General features: G+C 40.3%; 10 protein-coding genes. 3 read left to right on the top strand and 7 right to left on the bottom strand.

The features are described from left to right. Nucleotides 1–2,598: a bifunctional acetaldehyde-CoA/alcohol dehydrogenase gene (gene adhE / locus ACO1PF_RS00005; RefSeq protein ID WP_423189342.1), complete on the top strand. Its 2,598-nt coding sequence runs from the start codon at nt 1–3 to the stop codon at nt 2,596–2,598. A 256-nt stretch (nt 2,599–2,854) separates the two neighbouring features. Further along, entirely contained in the window at nt 2,855–3,859 is a 1,005-nt protein-coding gene (locus tag ACO1PF_RS00010; protein ID WP_423189343.1) for a potassium channel family protein, read from the top strand. A gap of 789 nt (nt 3,860–4,648) precedes the next feature. Here ACO1PF_RS00010 and parC read toward each other — a convergent pair. From parC to ACO1PF_RS00035, 5 genes are all read right to left on the bottom strand, one after another. Next, nucleotides 4,649–7,123 carry a DNA topoisomerase IV subunit A gene (gene parC / locus ACO1PF_RS00015; RefSeq protein WP_423189344.1) on the bottom strand — a complete coding sequence of 825 codons (2,475 nt, stop codon included), beginning with the start codon at nt 7,121–7,123 and terminating at the stop codon, nt 4,649–4,651. 20 nt (nt 7,124–7,143) lie between these two features. Then, the gene (gene parE, locus ACO1PF_RS00020) at nt 7,144–9,120 is read right to left on the bottom strand and encodes a DNA topoisomerase IV subunit B (RefSeq protein ID WP_423189345.1); all 1,977 of its coding nucleotides are present in this window, start codon (nt 9,118–9,120) and stop codon (nt 7,144–7,146) included. 344 nt (nt 9,121–9,464) lie between these two features. Then, a complete protein-coding gene (locus tag ACO1PF_RS00025) occupies nt 9,465–11,102 on the bottom strand; it encodes an ABC transporter permease (protein ID WP_423189346.1) in 1,638 nt (545 codons plus the stop codon). Between the two features lie 37 nt (nt 11,103–11,139). Continuing rightward, nucleotides 11,140–12,183, bottom strand: coding sequence for an extracellular solute-binding protein (locus ACO1PF_RS00030; protein WP_423189347.1), 1,044 nt, complete (start codon nt 12,181–12,183; stop codon nt 11,140–11,142). A 118-nt stretch (nt 12,184–12,301) separates the two neighbouring features. Continuing rightward, nucleotides 12,302–13,360, bottom strand: a complete 1,059-nt coding sequence (locus tag ACO1PF_RS00035; RefSeq protein WP_423189348.1) for an ABC transporter ATP-binding protein — start codon at nt 13,358–13,360, stop codon at nt 12,302–12,304. Nucleotides 13,361–13,575: 215 nt separating this feature from the next. On the opposite strand from ACO1PF_RS00035, the gene plsY reads away from it, so the two are divergent. Continuing rightward, nucleotides 13,576–14,172: a glycerol-3-phosphate 1-O-acyltransferase PlsY gene (gene plsY, locus ACO1PF_RS00040; RefSeq protein WP_423189349.1), complete on the top strand. Its 597-nt coding sequence runs from the start codon at nt 13,576–13,578 to the stop codon at nt 14,170–14,172. Nucleotides 14,173–14,253: 81 nt separating this feature from the next. Here the strand turns inward: plsY and ACO1PF_RS00045 are convergent, their stop codons facing one another. Both ACO1PF_RS00045 and hslU read right to left on the bottom strand, forming a co-directional pair. Further along, nucleotides 14,254–15,240 carry a diguanylate cyclase domain-containing protein gene (locus ACO1PF_RS00045; protein ID WP_423189350.1) on the bottom strand — a complete coding sequence of 329 codons (987 nt, stop codon included), beginning with the start codon at nt 15,238–15,240 and terminating at the stop codon, nt 14,254–14,256. A 21-nt stretch (nt 15,241–15,261) separates the two neighbouring features. Then, a complete protein-coding gene (gene hslU, locus ACO1PF_RS00050) occupies nt 15,262–16,686 on the bottom strand; it encodes an ATP-dependent protease ATPase subunit HslU (protein ID WP_423189351.1) in 1,425 nt (474 codons plus the stop codon).

Here is a 16,686-nt window from a genome sequence, read left to right on the forward strand (position 1 = left end):
ATGGTAAAAGTTTTAGACAAAAGCAAAAAAGAAACAAGCGTTTACGAGGATGTCGATCAGTTAGTCACGAAAGGTAAACAGGCACTGGAAGGTTTATCTAAACTGAACCAAGAACAAGTAGACGCTATAGTAAAAGCAATGGCTCTTGCTGGTTTAGACAATCATATGAAATTAGCAAAACTAGCTGTTGAAGAAACAGGACGCGGTGTATATGAAGATAAAATAATTAAAAACATCTTCGCTTCTGAATATATCTACCACAATATCAAATCAGATAAAACGATCGGTGTTATCAACGAAAACGTTCACGAAGGCACTGTTGAGATCGCTGAACCTATTGGCGTTATTGCAGGAGTAACACCTGTCACTAACCCAACTTCAACAACTATTTTCAAATCAATGATTGCAATTAAAACAGGTAATCCTATAATCTTCGCATTTCACCCTTCTGCTCAAAAATCTAGTTCTACAGCAGCAAGACTGTTATACGAAGCAGCCATAAAAGCTGGCGCACCTGAACATTGTATCCAATGGGTTGAAAAACCTTCACTAGAAGCGACACAAACTTTAATGAAACATGATGGCATTGCAACGATCTTGGCTACCGGTGGACCGGGCATGGTTAAAGCCGCTTATAGTTCAGGAAAACCAGCTTTAGGTGTTGGTGCAGGTAATGTCCCTTGTTATATAGAAAAAACAGCTAATGTTAAACGTGCGACAAACGACTTGATCTTATCAAAAACGTTTGATAACGGTATGATCTGTGCTTCTGAACAGGCAGTCATTGTTGACAAAGAAATCTACGATGCTGTTAAAAAACAAATGGTCGCTTTTGGTTGTCATTACTTGAACAATGAAGACAGAGTAAAAGTTGAACAGTTGATGGTTTCAGAAACGAATCAGTTGAATTCGGAAATCGTTGGCCGCTCTGCTTATCAAATCGCTACAATGGCTGGTGTAAAAGTTCCTGTAGAAACTAAAATATTGATTGCTGAATATGCTGGCGTTGGTACTGACTACCCTCTCTCAAGAGAAAAATTAAGTCCCGTCCTTGCAGCCTATAAAGTAAACAGTACTGAAGAAGGCATTACACGTGCGACTGAAATGTTGTCTTTTGGAGGTCTGGGACACTCTGCTGTTATCCATTCAAACAATGAAGATATTATAAAAGCATATGATAGTCGTATGAAAGCCGGACGTGTAATCGTTAATGCTCCATCAAGTCAAGGCGCCATCGGTGATATTTATAACGCTTATCTCCCTTCCCTTACTCTGGGATGTGGATCGTATGGAGGGAATTCCGTGTCAACAAATGTCAGCACTATGCACTTAATCAATGTTAAAAAACGTGCTTCACGTAAAAACAATATGCAATGGTTTAAACTTCCACCAAAAGTGTATTTTGAACGTAACTCTGTTCAATATTTAGCTAAAATGCCAAATATCAAAAAAGCCTTTATTGTTACTGATCCAATGATGGTTGAACTCGGATATGTGGATCGCGTGCTTTATCACTTAAGAAACCGTCCGGAATATGTTCACTGCGAAATCTTTTCCGAAGTTGAAGCTGATCCATCAAAAGATACAGTTTTAAAAGGCGCAAAAGCGATGGCTGCCTTTGAACCAGATGTCATTATTGCCCTGGGTGGTGGTTCTCCAATGGACGCTGCTAAAGGTATGTGGTTATTCTACGAGCACCCAGATACTGACTTCAATGGTATCAAACAAAAATTCATGGATATTCGTAAACGTGTTTATAAATTCCCTACTCTTGGTGAAAAAGCTCAATTTGTTGCTATTCCTACAACATCAGGAACAGGTTCAGAAGTAACTCCATTCGCAGTTATTACAGACACTGAAACGCAAACAAAATACCCATTAGCAGATTACGAGTTGACTCCAGACGTAGCTATCATCGATCCTCAGTTTGTTATGACGGTACCAAAAGTTGTGACAGCTGATACAGGAATGGACGTATTAACACACGCTATCGAAGCTTATGTTTCTAACATGGCAAATGACTTCACAGACGGATTAGCTATCAAAGCTATGCAATTAGTGTTTGAGCATTTACCAACAGCTTACAATAATGGTTCAGACGAACTCGCTAGAGAAAAAATGCATAATGCTTCAACGCTTGCTGGTATGGCTTTTGCGAATGCATTCCTGGGTATAAACCATAGTTTAGCTCACAAATTGGGCGCACAGTTCCATATCGCTCACGGTCGTGCAAATGCTGTCTTACTGCCGCATGTTATTCGCTATAATGCTAAAATGCCGACAAAATTTGTTGCCTTTCCTAAGTATGAACACTTTATTGCTGACGAAAGATATGCTCAAATTTCAAAAGCTTTAGGCTTACCTGCTAAAACAACCCAAGAAGGCGTAGAAAGCTTGATCAAAGCCATCTATGACTTAGCAAAAGAATTAAACATTCCAATGAGTCTTAAAGAGAACAATATTAATAGTAAAGACTTTGAAGAAGTTGTCGACGCTATGGCTGACCGTGCATTTGAAGACCAATGTACAAATGCTAACCCTAAATTACCTCTAGTCACAGAACTTGCAGAAGTTTACAGAGCTGCTTTCAAGGGTTAATCAAATAATTATTTAGATGAAGACGAGAATGGGATCATGATCCCATTCTCGTCTTTTTTTATTTTTAATATGAGCCGTGATCTGTCTCTGTCTAAAATTTTCATCCAACAACTTTCAGAAAACCGATCCATAACTCCTCCCCACTTTCATAATTGATATTAGGATAAGAACAAACTAAACCTATATCTTTGTTTCATTACGTGATAAAATAATAAAAGATACCTAAGGCACATCTAACTACTTAGGAGTTGATCACGTGCAACAACATAAACGTACCTTATACATCTTATATTTACTTGTCACAATTATTATAGTAGGAATTGTCGGTTACTATTATTTGCTTGATATTAGTTTAATGGATGCTTTTTATATGACTGTCATTACGATTTCCACCGTTGGCTTTCAAGAAGTTGCTCCACTGACTGTTCCTGCCCAACTTTTTACTATTGCTCTTATTTTTCTTAGTTTAGGGATCATTGGGTATTCAGGTACACAATTAGTCGGTTTCTTATTTGGAGGAACCATGCGGGAAGCTTGGAGGGAACAAAAAATGAACGATCAGCTTAAAGCATTGAATAATCATATTATCGTGTGCGGAGCCGGCGAAACAGGTCAGCATATCATTCAATCACTTGAAAAAGAAAAAGTCGATTTCGTCGTCATCGAATTCGATGAAGAAAAGTTAGAAGCAATCAAGGAATATGACAATGTCATCGCTTTCCATGGTGATGCCACACAAGATGAAGCCCTTGAAAAAGCAGGTATACATCGGGCCAAAGGACTCATAGCGACACTGAATAGTGATGCAAATAATCTCTATACTGTACTTACCGCTCGTCAGATCAATCCTGATTTGCTTATCGTAGCGAGAGCTATTACGCATAATTCTCATGAAAAACTCATTCGTGCGGGTGCAGACAAAACGGTTTCGCCGAATGAAATCGGTGGACATCGTATGGCAACGATGCTTTTAAAGCCTAACGTTATTGCTTTTTTAGACACCATTACGCATTCAGGAAAAATTGATTTGAACTTAAATGAAGTCGTGATCCATCCGGCTTCCACATTAAGCAACAAAACATTAATGGAAGCCAACATTCCTGAACAGACAGACCTGATTATTATTGCAATTAAAGAAAAAGACGATGATGACATCGTCTTTAATCCGACTAAAGATCATTTATTGACTCCTGGTCAAACGTTGATTGCACTCGGAGACGATGATAATCTTAACAAACTGAAAAATTTAGCCGGGTCCTAGTTCGTTTAACGGTGGAAAAGCAGAGTAGATTTTTCTACTCTGCTTTTCTGTTCCCTTCGTTACTGATATATACCGGTGAAGGTAATGCAATCCACTATTGCGTTACCTTCACACCGGTTGAGTCCCGGCGAAGGGCACGGAATCTGCTGTTACGTTACCTTCACACCGCTTGAGTCCCGGCGAAGGGCACGCAATCCACTGTTGCGTTACCTTCACATCGGTTGAGTCCCGGCGAAGGGCACGGAATCTGCTGTTGCGTTACCTTCAAATCGATTGGCTCCTCACGAAAGGCACAGAATCCACTATTGCGTTACCTTCACACCGGTTGAGTCTCGACGAAGGGCACGGAATCTGCTGTTGCGTTACCTTCATACTAGTTAAACCCCGACGAAGGGCACGGACTCCACTATTGCATTACCTTCACACCGGTTGAGTCCCGACGAAGGGTACAGAATCCACTATTGCGTTACCTTCACATCGATTGGCTCCCGACGAAGGGCACAGAATCCACCATTGCGTTACCTTCACACCGGTTGAGTCCCGACGAAGGGCACGCAATCCACTGTTGCGTTACCTTCACACCGGTTGAGTCTCGACGAAGGGCACGGAATCCACTGTTGCGTTACCTTCACACCGGTTGAGTCTCGACGAAGGGCACGGAATCCACTGTTGCGTTACCTTCAGACTAATTCAACCACTTCGAAAGGCACAGAATCAACTTCTTCGTCCTAAAAACACAAAAAATAAGGATGACCATTCCAGTAGAATGGCATCCTTATTTTATATTACTTATTTCTCTTCAGTTTCGTCCTCAATTAAAGCAATAGTCTCTTTATATGCGTTGACAGGTGTCCCATCTGAATCCTCATCCAAAATGAATGAGCCGTTGCTGTATCGGTCGCTGTATGCATAGTCTTTTGCTTTAATAGTGAAGTCATTCCCTTTTTCTGTAACAATTTTCCACTCGGCGTCTAATTGCTGAATATCAATCATAAGTGCCATGCGATGAGGTTTGTTTTTCAATTCTCTTAAAACAAGCAAGCCTCTCTTCGCTCTTGAAATTACATCGAAATCTGTGATATTCATCTTCTTGACAGACCCTCGGTTAGTGATCATGAGGACACTCTTATTTCCTTCAGAAGGATTAAAGATAGTGCCACCGACTACGTAATCCTGTTTCTTCAGACTGATTGATTTCACGCCGCTGGCATTTGCTCCGACTGTCGAGACTTCCGGTAAAGTGAAACGCAACCCAAAGCCTAAATGTGTCACTAGGAAAACGTCATACAACGCTTCATCATCAATCAGATCGACTGACAGCAATGCATCAGTTTCTGATTTTAATTTCATCGCTGTTGCTGTCCGTGAACGGTAGGTTCTTTTCGGAGCGTACCCTGAAGCCAACGTTTGCTTAATGTATCCTTCTTTAGTGATAAAGACAAATTTTTGTTGCTCAGAAAACTCTTTTAAGCCATAGGCAGCAACTATTTTTTCGTCCGGTTTTAAACTGACGGTTTGAGAAATATGTTCACCTAAATCTTTCCATTTAATATCAGGGATTTCGTGAACAGGTCTATTAATGATATTTCCTTTTGTCGTAAAGAGAACGATATGGTCCAATGTCGATATTTTTTCTATAAACAGTGAATAGTCCCCATCTCTCAAACCCATCTCTTGAGAATTTGAGGCACCATAGGAACGTAAACTGGTTCGTTTCAAGTAACCTTCTTTCGTGACTGAAACAACCACTTCTTCTTCCGTTACGAGGACCTTTTTTTCAACTTTCAATTCTTCGATTTTATCTTCAATCACCGTTTGTCTGGCTTGGGCGTTTTCTTTCTTAACTTCTTTGAGTTCTTTTCTCATGACTGATTCAAGTGTTTTTTCATCGTTCAAGATTTTATTGTACTCACTGATGCGCGCTTTCAGCTCACTTGCTTCTTTTTGAAGTTGGGTGATATCTGTATTCGTTAAGCGGTAAAGTTGTAAACTGACGATGGCTTCTGCCTGCATGACTGAAAAATCATAGGCTTTCACGATGTTATCTTTCGCATCCGCTTTGTTGTTACTTTCTCGGATTGTTTTAATGACCGCATCTAAAATGGAAATAGCTTTGATGAGTCCTACAACAATGTGCGCACGTGTTTCATCCTTATGCAATAAGAATGTCGTTCGCTTACGAATAATGTCTTTTTTGTGAGCGATATACGCCGTTAAGAAGTCTTTCAAGCCGACTTGTTGGGGGCGTCGATTACTTATCGCTATCATGTTTAAATTATAAGATATTTGTAAATCCGTATTTTTAAATAAGTAGGTCAAGATACCTTGTGTTGGTGTGTCTTTCTTTAACTCCACGACGATACGCAGGCCTGTACGGTCACTTTCATCACGTACATCTGCTATCCCATCGATTTTTTTATTGATGCGCATTTCGTCCATTTTGCGTACCATGGTTGCTTTATTCACTTCATACGGAATTTCAGTGATGACGATCTGTTCTTTACCGCCTCGGATTTGCTCGATTTCAGTCTTAGAACGGACAACTATTTTACCTTTCCCGGTCTCATAAGCGGATTTCAATCCTTTTACCCCTTGGATGATTCCCCCAGTAGGAAAATCGGGTCCTTTCACAAAGTCCATCAATTTATCAACAGATACATTTGGGTGTTGCATTTGATAAATACATGCATCGATGACTTCACTCAAATTGTGCGGCGGAATATCTGTCGCATAACCGGCGGAGATCCCGGTTGCCCCATTAACAAGCAAGTTAGGGAAACGAGCGGGTAAAACGGTGGGCTCATTTGTTGTATCATCAAAGTTTAAAACAAATTCCACTGTTTCTTTGTCAATGTCCTTGAGTAATTCATTGGCTATCTTTGATAAGCGGGCCTCTGTATAACGCATCGCGGCCGGTGGATCACCGTCCATGCTCCCGTTGTTTCCGTGCATGGTCACTAGAGGTGTTTTCATTTTCCAGTCCTGACTCATTCGTACCATGGCTTCATACACACTGCTATCGCCGTGGGGATGGAAGTTACCAATGACGTTACCCACTGTTTTAGCGGACTTTCTAAAGCCCTTGTCGTGGGTATTGCCTTCAGAATACATGGCATACAAAATACGACGTTGAACCGGTTTTAAACCATCTCTGATATCTGGCAGTGCACGTTCCTGAATGATATATTTTGAGTACCTTCCAAAACGATCGCCAATAACTTCTTCTAACGTTAATTCTTGTATCTCTACTCGTTCATTTGCCATCTTAATTAGTCAAACCTTTCTCACAACTCTAAAGTTTCTTCAGCTTCTTCCAGTACATCGTTTGTCTCTAAAATGCTGCCTTCTTCTTCAAGGGAGAATTCAACATTTTCTTCGATCCATTTACGTCTTGGATCCACTTTATTCCCCATCAACACAGACACGCGGCGTTCAGCTTGAGCCTCATCGTCAATGGTTACACGGATAAGGGTACGCGTATCAGGATTCATGGTTGTATCCCACAACTGATCGGCGTTCATTTCCCCCAGACCTTTATACCGTTGTATGATATAGCCTTTACCGAAAGATTTCAGCACTTCTTTTAATTCCTCGTCTGTCCAGGCGTACTCCATGACTTCTTTTTTGCCTTTGCCTTTAGAGACTTTATATAAAGGTGGTAGTGCCAAGTATACTTTTCCTTCTTCGATCAACGGTTTCATATAACGATAGAAGAACGTCAATATCAGGACTTGAATGTGGGCACCGTCTGTATCCGCATCGGTCATGATTACCACTTTATCGTAATTACAGTCGTTGATATCAAATTCAGGACCAACGCCGGCTCCGATCGTGTAGATCATCGTACTGATTTCTTCGTTTTTCAAGATATCCTGCATATTGGCTTTTTCAGTATTGATGACTTTTCCTCGCAGTGGCAAAATTGCCTGGAATTTTCTGTCGCGTCCCTGCTTGGCCGAGCCACCAGCAGAATCCCCCTCAACCAGGTAAAGTTCATTCTTTTTGGCATTTTTACTCTGAGCCGGTGTTAATTTCCCGGACAATAGTGTCTCTTTGCGTTTAAGTTTTTTCCCATTGCGTGATTCGTCTTTCGCTTTTCGGGCAGCCTCTCTTGCTTCTCTTGCTTTTATGGCTTTTCGTACGATCTGCTGACTCATTTCACCATTTTCGGCTAACCAGAAGTTGAATTGCTCTGAGATGACCGTGTCGCACGCTGCACGTGCCTCTGCTGTTCCCAGTTTACTTTTTGTCTGTCCTTCAAATTGTAATAGATTTTCCGGAATACGGATTGAAAGAATAATAGCTATCCCTTCTCTAACGTCCGATCCTTCAAGATTTTTATCGCGTTCTTTAAGTAAATTCACCCGTTTTGCGTATTCATTAAATGTTTTCGTGATGGCTGATTTGGTTCCTATTTCGTGAGTTCCGCCATCTTTTGTGCGGACGTTATTGACGAAACTTAATAGATTCTCCGAGTAACCGTCATTATATTGAAAGGCGCATTCGACCTCAATGCCTTTGAATTCTCCTTCAAAGTAAGCAATCGGTGTGAGTGTATCTTTTTCTTCATTGATGTAGTGAACGAATTCTTTGATGCCCTCTTCATAATGAAACACTTCTTCTAAGTCTTTACGCTCATCTTTCACCGTAATGGTGACTTCTTTGAGCAAGAAAGCCGATTCTCTGAGTCGTTCGCTTATCAAAGAAAAAGAATATTCTGTCATTGAAAAAACCTCTGGATCAGGCTTGAAGTGAACAGTTGTACCAGTCAATTTCTTTTGACATTTTTTCTTAGTCAATTTACCGGCCGGTTTACCGCCCTTTTCAAAATGTTGCGTATATTCATACCCGTCTCGGTTGACTTGAACAGTTAAATGCTCGGATAACGCATTAACAACTGATGCGCCTACACCATGCAGCCCCCCAGAAGTCTTGTATCCACCGCTTTGTCCAAACTTGCCACCCGCATGTAAAATAGTGAAAATGACTTGGATAGTGGGTACACCGGATTTGTGAATACCTGTAGGCATCCCCCGTCCATCGTCTTTAACCGTAATACTGTTGTCTTTATGAATAATGACATCTATTTTTGAACCAAATCCCGCCAGGACTTCATCCACTGCATTGTCTACGATTTCATAGACCAAGTGATGGAGTCCTCTGGAATCGGTTGACCCAATATACATACCGGGACGTTTTCTCACAGCATCCAAGCCTTCTAACACTTGAATTGAATTATCATCATACTTATTTATAACCATTTATAATTACTCCTCGATAGTGATTCATAGAATAATTTGTGCATTTCTATATGAAAACACAAGCATTAATATAATACCATAAAAACGCGTCTCTAAAAACGTCAATGCACTTTTTCATCAGAATAATGAAAAATGTTTAAGTTGAATACCAGTCATTTTCTTATGATGAAATAACTCTGGACTCATATTCAGAATTTATTTTCATTTCATGATCAAGCTCGCTGAGTTATGAACTTTGTTAACCCTACAATTCGAATAATAAAAAAATTGGACGTTTATCCCACTAGAGGAAAACGACCAACAGTCTTTCTTTTATAAAAGGAAGGATTTACTTATCTATGGCTTCAGTAATTTTTCAACAAATAATATAACGGGAGTATCGAAACCAGGATAATGATAAGGGCTCCCGGCGCCGCTTGTGCATATATCGCTTCTGATGCCTGATAATAGACTCTTATAGCTAGCGTATCGAAGCCAGGAGGCCTTAACATTAACGTAACGGGCAGTTCTTTCAGTGAACTCACAAAAACCAATGCTCCCCCTGCTAATAGCCCTGGAAGGATTGCAGGCAATGTAATGAAAAATATCACCTTCCATGTCGAATGTCCCAAGCTTCTAGCAGACTCATCGATACGCGGAGAAATCATATTCATAGCTGTCTCACCCGATTGTAAAACTTGCGGCATAAATCTAATCAGTTGAGCGATAATGACCAGAAATACAGTGTTGTACAAAAAGGGGATATGATTATTAAATATGAAGACTAAACCCAATGCTACGATTACGCCAGGAAGCGCATAGCCTGTATAGCTTAATTTATAAATCAGACTACTCACCACAGAATGATGCCTGGAATATAAGTACACCAATGGCACGGATAAGATCATGCTTAATCCCGCCGTTGCACCCGCGATTTGAAAGCTATTAAGGGTGTATTCAAATATGGAACTGTCAATCAAGCCACTACCCGCACCGATCATCGTCCAGTAAACGAGTACGATGATCGGCAAGGCAACAGAGATCAGGAAAATAAAGATGACATAAAGCAAGGAGACGTGCTTATATTTCCCTAGACTTAAAGTCTGAGACTCTTTGGCTATCCCTTTAGTTTGATAGTATGCTTTTCTCTTTTTCATTAACTTTTCGATCAAAAGAACGATCACTGTTATACCGATCAAGACCAAACTTAATACCGATGCTGATGGAATATCAAACCCGGCCCGCTGATAATAAATCGCTGACGTGAACGTCACATACCGCAGCATGGATACTGCCCCGAAATCGCTTATGACATATAAAAAGACGAGAACTCCGCCCGCGCCAATAGCTGGGACAAGCATAGGTAAAATTATTTTGAAGAATATATGAAACCCGTTATAGCCTAATGATCTACCAACCTCTTCATAAGTCTGGCTGATTTTCCTGAGCGATGCACTGGTGACAAGGTAAACATATGGATAGGTGAACAGAGTCATCACTAAAAACACACCATAAAAGGAATAAATATCAAAAGTTAAGCTGAAGTCATTACCATATGCCGCTTGTATAGCCTGATAAAGCCAGCCTCTAGGTCCTAATACAATAATATAGGTTACCGCTCCTACATAGGGTGGGACAACCAGAGGTAGAGCTAATAGCCATCTCCAGATCCGTCTTCCGGGTAAATCCGTGCGTGTCACTAACCAAGCCAAAGAAACCCCAATAAACGTCGAGGTCAAGGTGACAGCGATCCCCAGAGAGAGTGTATTCCATAATAACTGTGGGATCCGGGTATCCAGTAACCTCATCCAACTTTCACTTCCAGCCAAAAAAGACTGATAAATGACATAAAGTAAAGGTAGCGTCATGATAAGCGCAATAACAATAGACACGCCTAACAGAGATCTACTGGGTTTATTCCCATGCCAAATAGCTCGGTCGAATTTAAATAGTCTGGATAAGTTGTCAGGTTTAATTTTTTTTCGTAATGTGTGATGACTCATCGGCTACTCCTATGATTAAATAATAAGCTACTTCTTTTTATTTTAAATTCAAATCCAAACCGGCGTCTTCAATCAACAAACGTGTATCTTCAAAATAATTACCTAATTCTCTAAGCGGCATCGTTTGCACGTTGAGGTCAGTCAATTTAACAGCTGACTCGAAAGGCGGGGTCAAGTTACTGTTGATAGGTACTTCCAGCGATTCTCCAACAAATGCCAACTGGTTTTCTTCTTCTAAAAGCCAGTTCAAGAAAACTTGGGCTGAATCTTCATTAGGACTGTCTTCTAATAATCCAATTCCCGCGCCATTCACGATCGCTCCCATTTCGCCTTCTTCCTGGTCTGGATAGACAAAGCCCACATTGTTATCTTGAGGTTCTAATAATTGCTGATGATAATAATAATTATTGACTAGTCCAAACGCATGGAGCCCTTCACCCACCGCTCGTCTGATATCGCCGTGTCCTTCAAAAATAGCGGCAGAGTTATCTTGAATCGATTCGATCCATTCCTGGGTTCGTTCATCTCCCCACTCATATCTCAAAGCAGAAACGTTTGAAATCATTCCCCCGTTTCCTCCGCGGGTTATGGCATAGCCATTTTCGATGTCACTAAAGTCGTTATCGATCAACTCTTCCATTTTAGTGGGCACATCTGATTCATCGATCAGATCTTTATTGTAAATAAACCCTCTGGCTCTAGACGACAATGCGATCCATTCGTTGTTTTCTGCGCGATATAATTCTTCAATACTTTCTATGTTGTCAGGATCTGTTGCTTTAAGTAATTCTTCCTGATTGAGGTACTCCAGTGCTCCGATATCATTGGAAATGAACACGTCGGCTTGAGTGTTGTTTCTTTCTTCTAAAATCTGTAAGGGTTCGACCCCATGAAGCGCCTTTACTTCAATTCCGGTATCTTGTTTAAATTTATCGAGCAAATCCGATACGAACATTTCGTTTCTTGAAGAATACACCACGAGTTCTTCGTTTTCATTAGTTGAATCAGACACTGCATCGCACCCCGTCAAGAGAGCCAACATGACTAATCCTGTTACCCCAAAAATGAAATTGCTTTTCATTACTACCACTCCCATTCTATTGAGAACGATTATCATTCTCACCAAAAACATTACACTACGCTTTTATATTAGTCAAGATTTAATTGTATTTTTTTTCACATGACATAAAACTGATCAACTACTCAATGACGGTCACATGCTCTTTATTAATATCAAAATTCAATGATTGTCCCACCAGTATTTCATGATTGATAGGTGCAGATAGTATGATAGGCGTCGTCAATTCAGTTATCGTATTATTGACTGTTAAATGAATTTCTTGTTTATCTCCACCATAGACGATACGCTCTACTATGCCGCTAAAAAAACCATGCGAATTAAGTTGAATATTTTCAGGCCTGATCGACAGCATCACTTTACCCTTATAACGATTTAATAATGATATAATGGGAACCCTACCTATAGGAGTCAATGCGTCATCTTCATCTGTGTCTATCTCACCTTGAAGCAGATTTGTCTTACCCACAAATTGAGCGACAAAACAGTTTGTTGGACAACGATAAAGTTCTTTAGGGGTGGATATCTGCTGAATGGTACCGTCTTTCATTACAACGACTTTGTCTGCAACAGCAAATGCATCTTTTTGGTCATGGGTAACGATGATCGCAGTCGCTTTAGCTTTTTTTAGAATAGCGGCTATGTCTTGTCTCATTTTTTCTCTCAAACCTGCATCGATACTACTGAAGGGTTCGTCTAGCAAGATGACATGAGGTGAAGGCGCTAAAGCACGGGCAATGGCTACACGTTGCTGCTGACCCCCAGATAAATTGGAGGGAATGCTGTCAGCATAATCTTCCAACTCTATTAGCTCCAGCATTTCATGGACTCTTTTTATTTTTTCACTTTTTTTCATATTCTTTAAACCGAACATGATATTCTTTGACACTGTCATATTAGGAAACAAGGCATGTTCCTGAAAAACCATACCGATGCCTCTTTTTTCCGGAGACACGACTGCTGAATCTGATACTACTAGATTATTTCCTATCTCGATAGTTCCTTTTGTTGGATTTTCAAAACCCGCTATCATTCGTAACGCCGTTGTCTTACCGCAACCACTCGGACCTAGCAACGAAACAATTTCACCTTTATTTATACTGAAACTAATGTCATTGACCGCAGGCTGTGAATGGTTATCAAAACGTTTAGTAAGATTTTTGATATGAATAAAAGTCATAACCGTTTCTCCCTATAGTGTAATCTGATTTTCTCATATTAATTGAGAACCGTTTTCAATTAAATGAAGTATAGCACAATTGTGAAACATATAAAATAAAAGATTGGTTAAATATATCACGCGTTATGTTAATATATTGGATAAAAACATATTTATATAAACGAAATCGTGATAGAATTATTACTAGCGTCATCATGAGTTAAGGAGGAGATTAGTTGGTTGAGATAGTTGTGATACTCTGCGCTTACCTTTTGGGATCGATTCCTTCAGGTGTGTGGATAGGCAAACTTTTTTTCAAAACCGATGTGAGAGAACATGGAAGTGGCAATATGGGAACGACTAACACCTTCAGAGTTCTTGGAAAAACAGCTGGAACCATTGTTTTGATTTTAGACATCACAAAAGGAACGGTTGCCGCTTTATTGCCTATATGGTTTGGCTTGAATATTCATCCAATGGCCGTGGGTATCTTCGCAGTCATCGGTCACGTTTTTCCGATCTTCGCAGGATTTAAAGGCGGAAAAGCGGTGGCTACTAGTGCCGGTATCGTTATAGGAGCACAGCCATTATTTGCCTTTCTTATTTTAATTTTTGGAGTCACTTTATATGTTTCACGTATGGTAAGTTTGGCTAGTATTGTTACTTCGATTATTGCAGCGATTGCCTCATTATTCTTGGGGGACTGGATATTTGCAACGATTGTATGGTTAGCTATGATTATTGTGATAATCAGACACCGCTCTAATATAGAACGCATTAAAAATGGCAGCGAAAGTAAAGTGCCTTTTGGTTTAAACAAAACAAAAAAATGAGTTTATCCTGAGAAAAAAAGTCGATAAAAAGACCTTTTCTAACCCAGTCATTATCATATGACGGTAGAAAAGGTCTTTTTTTTAGCCTATTATCTGATTTTTCCCGTTTTCTTTTGCTTCGTATAGGTGTTTATCAGCATCTTTCACTGCATCTTCGTGATCACCCTGAGTGTAAACGGTGAAACCTCCGCTGATCGTCAGCGATTCATTTTTCAGAAATTCGTTTGTTTCAATAGCAGAACGGCAGTCTTCCAGTACATTTACAGCCTGCTCTTTTGACATATTTGGCAAGAGTATCAGAAATTCCTCCCCACCATAACGTCCGACACAGCCTTTTCTTTTCAAAACGTGTTCCAAGGTTTTAGCCGTCTCTTTGAGCACATAATCCCCATAAACATGACCTTTGGTATCATTGAGCCGTTTGAAATCATCGATATCGATCATGCTGACAATCAGTGAATACTCTTGGATAACCGACTCCACGATACGCGATTTTAACTCTCTGATAATTGAACGGCGATTTCTGATCTGCGTCAATTCATCCTTATCAATCAGTTCAATCAACGTTGACGTCAAGTCTACCAAGTCTTCTTCTTTTGCTTTTTGTTTGGTTATATCAAAGACTATACCCGTCAGAAAAAGAGGCGCACCGTCTTTGGAACGTTTGGTGACTTTCCCGCGATCATAATACCATTTCCATTGACCGTCTTTTGCTTTGATCCGGTATTCCACTTCATAAACCGGTGTCGATCCTTTTAAGTGTTCCCGCATATTATCCATCACAGGTTCAAAATCATCTGGGTGCAATTTACTTGTAAAGAAATCATAAGGAACTTTCTCTGGTAACTCTTCCATCTTGTAACCTAAAGCTTCTACTTTCAATGGATTAAAGACCACATCATTTGTCTGGACATTCCAATACCAATGACCGAGATTCCCTTTCCAAGGATAATCCAATTTAGCTTCAGCTTCTTTTTCTGCAAGAAGCTCGTTTATCAGCATCTCTTGTTCTGTAATCTTTAAAAGCAGCTCTTCTTTAGAAGGTTCACTTATTTTTTCTGCATTCATCCTTGCACCCCGATTAGTGTCTTATAAGATATAACGGCTAAGGTCTTTGTCCTGAACGATATGACCAATTTTATCTTCGACATATTTTTTTGTGATTTTCACTTCGCCCATACTCATATCCGGTGATTCGAATAATAAGTCTTCGAGTAAGCGTTCAAGAATCGTGTGTAAGCGACGTGCACCGATGTTTTCTGTGGATTCATTCACTTCATAAGCGATTCCGGCTATTTCTTCAATAGCTTCCATTGTAAAGATGACATCAATGTTTTCTGTTTCAAGTAAAGCACGGTATTGTTTAACTAAGGCGTTTTCTGGTTCAGTGAGTATTTTAACGAAGTCATCCTTAGTTAAATCATCAAGCTCCACACGGATAGGAAAACGACCCTGCAATTCTGGAATCAAATCACTTGGTTTCGAAACATGAAATGCACCAGAACCGATGAACAGGATATGATCCGTATTGACTGTTCCGTATTTGGTAGGCACACTGGATCCCTCAACGATCGGCAGAATGTCTCTCTGGACACCTTCTCTTGAAACCTGGCCGCTGTTTTGTCCTTTAGAAGTTATTTTATCGATTTCATCGACAAAGATGATCCCGGAATTCTCGGTTAAGCGGACGGCATCCGCATTAATATCTTCTGTATTGATAAGTTTGTCTGCTTCTTCTTCGTTGAATATATCCAACGCTTCCTTGACCGTCACCTTGCGTTTAACTTTTTTGGAAGGCGTAAGCTGACCTAGTGTTTCTGACAAATCAATGCCCATCTGTTCCATCGGTGCACTCATAGGACTGTTCGGTGATTTCTTCTTCTCCGTCACTTTTATTTCAACTTCTCTGGAGTCCAGAACGCCTCGACTGATCTGATCGATCAATGCGGCACGTTTAGAAGAAATTTCTTCCGTAACCGTTTCTTCTTCGTCATCATCAACGTTTTGATTGAACTGGTTGGGGTCCATCCCCATCCCTTTAAACATGCCTGCCAGCGGGTTGTTATCGTTACTGCTTTTTTGTTTTTTTATTCCCGGTGCCAAAGCTTTTGCGACACGTTCAACGGCTCTTTTTTCAGCACGCCCACGGACATTTTTACGGTGTTCGTCACGAACTATCTGTATTGATGCTTCAGTTAAGTCTCTGACCATCGATTCAACATCACGTCCGATGTAGCCGACTTCTGTAAATTTAGTGGCTTCAACTTTGATAAAAGGCGCATCCACGATCGCGGCTAAACGACGGGCGATTTCTGTTTTACCGACCCCTGTTGCCCCGATCATCAAGATGTTTTTCGGGGTGATTTCTTTCTGCATGTCTGCGTCCAGTTTCAAACGACGATAGCGATTACGTAAAGCCACAGCAACTGCTTTTTTAGCATCTTGCTGTCCTACGATATATTTATCTAATTTCGTTACGATCTCTCTAGGTGTAAAATCATTTCTTACTCTCAT

Source organism: Alkalibacterium sp. f15 (assembly GCF_049389645.1).
GTDB lineage: Bacteria > Bacillota > Bacilli > Lactobacillales > Carnobacteriaceae_A > Alkalibacterium.

Coding starts and splice junctions, on each gene's coding strand:
- adhE (WP_423189342.1), top strand. CDS start 1: ATGGTAAAAGTTTTAGACAAAAGCAAAAAAGAAACAAGCGTTTACGAG.
- parC (WP_423189344.1), bottom strand. CDS start 7,123: ATGGCAAATGAACGAGTAGAGATACAAGAATTAACGTTAGAAGAAGTT.
- parE (WP_423189345.1), bottom strand. CDS start 9,120: ATGGTTATAAATAAGTATGATGATAATTCAATTCAAGTGTTAGAAGGC.
- ACO1PF_RS00025 (WP_423189346.1), bottom strand. CDS start 11,102: ATGAGTCATCACACATTACGAAAAAAAATTAAACCTGACAACTTATCC.
- ACO1PF_RS00030 (WP_423189347.1), bottom strand. CDS start 12,183: ATGAAAAGCAATTTCATTTTTGGGGTAACAGGATTAGTCATGTTGGCT.
- ACO1PF_RS00035 (WP_423189348.1), bottom strand. CDS start 13,360: ATGACTTTTATTCATATCAAAAATCTTACTAAACGTTTTGATAACCAT.
- ACO1PF_RS00045 (WP_423189350.1), bottom strand. CDS start 15,240: ATGAATGCAGAAAAAATAAGTGAACCTTCTAAAGAAGAGCTGCTTTTA.
- hslU (WP_423189351.1), bottom strand. CDS start 16,686: ATGAGAGTAAGAAATGATTTTACACCTAGAGAGATCGTAACGAAATTA.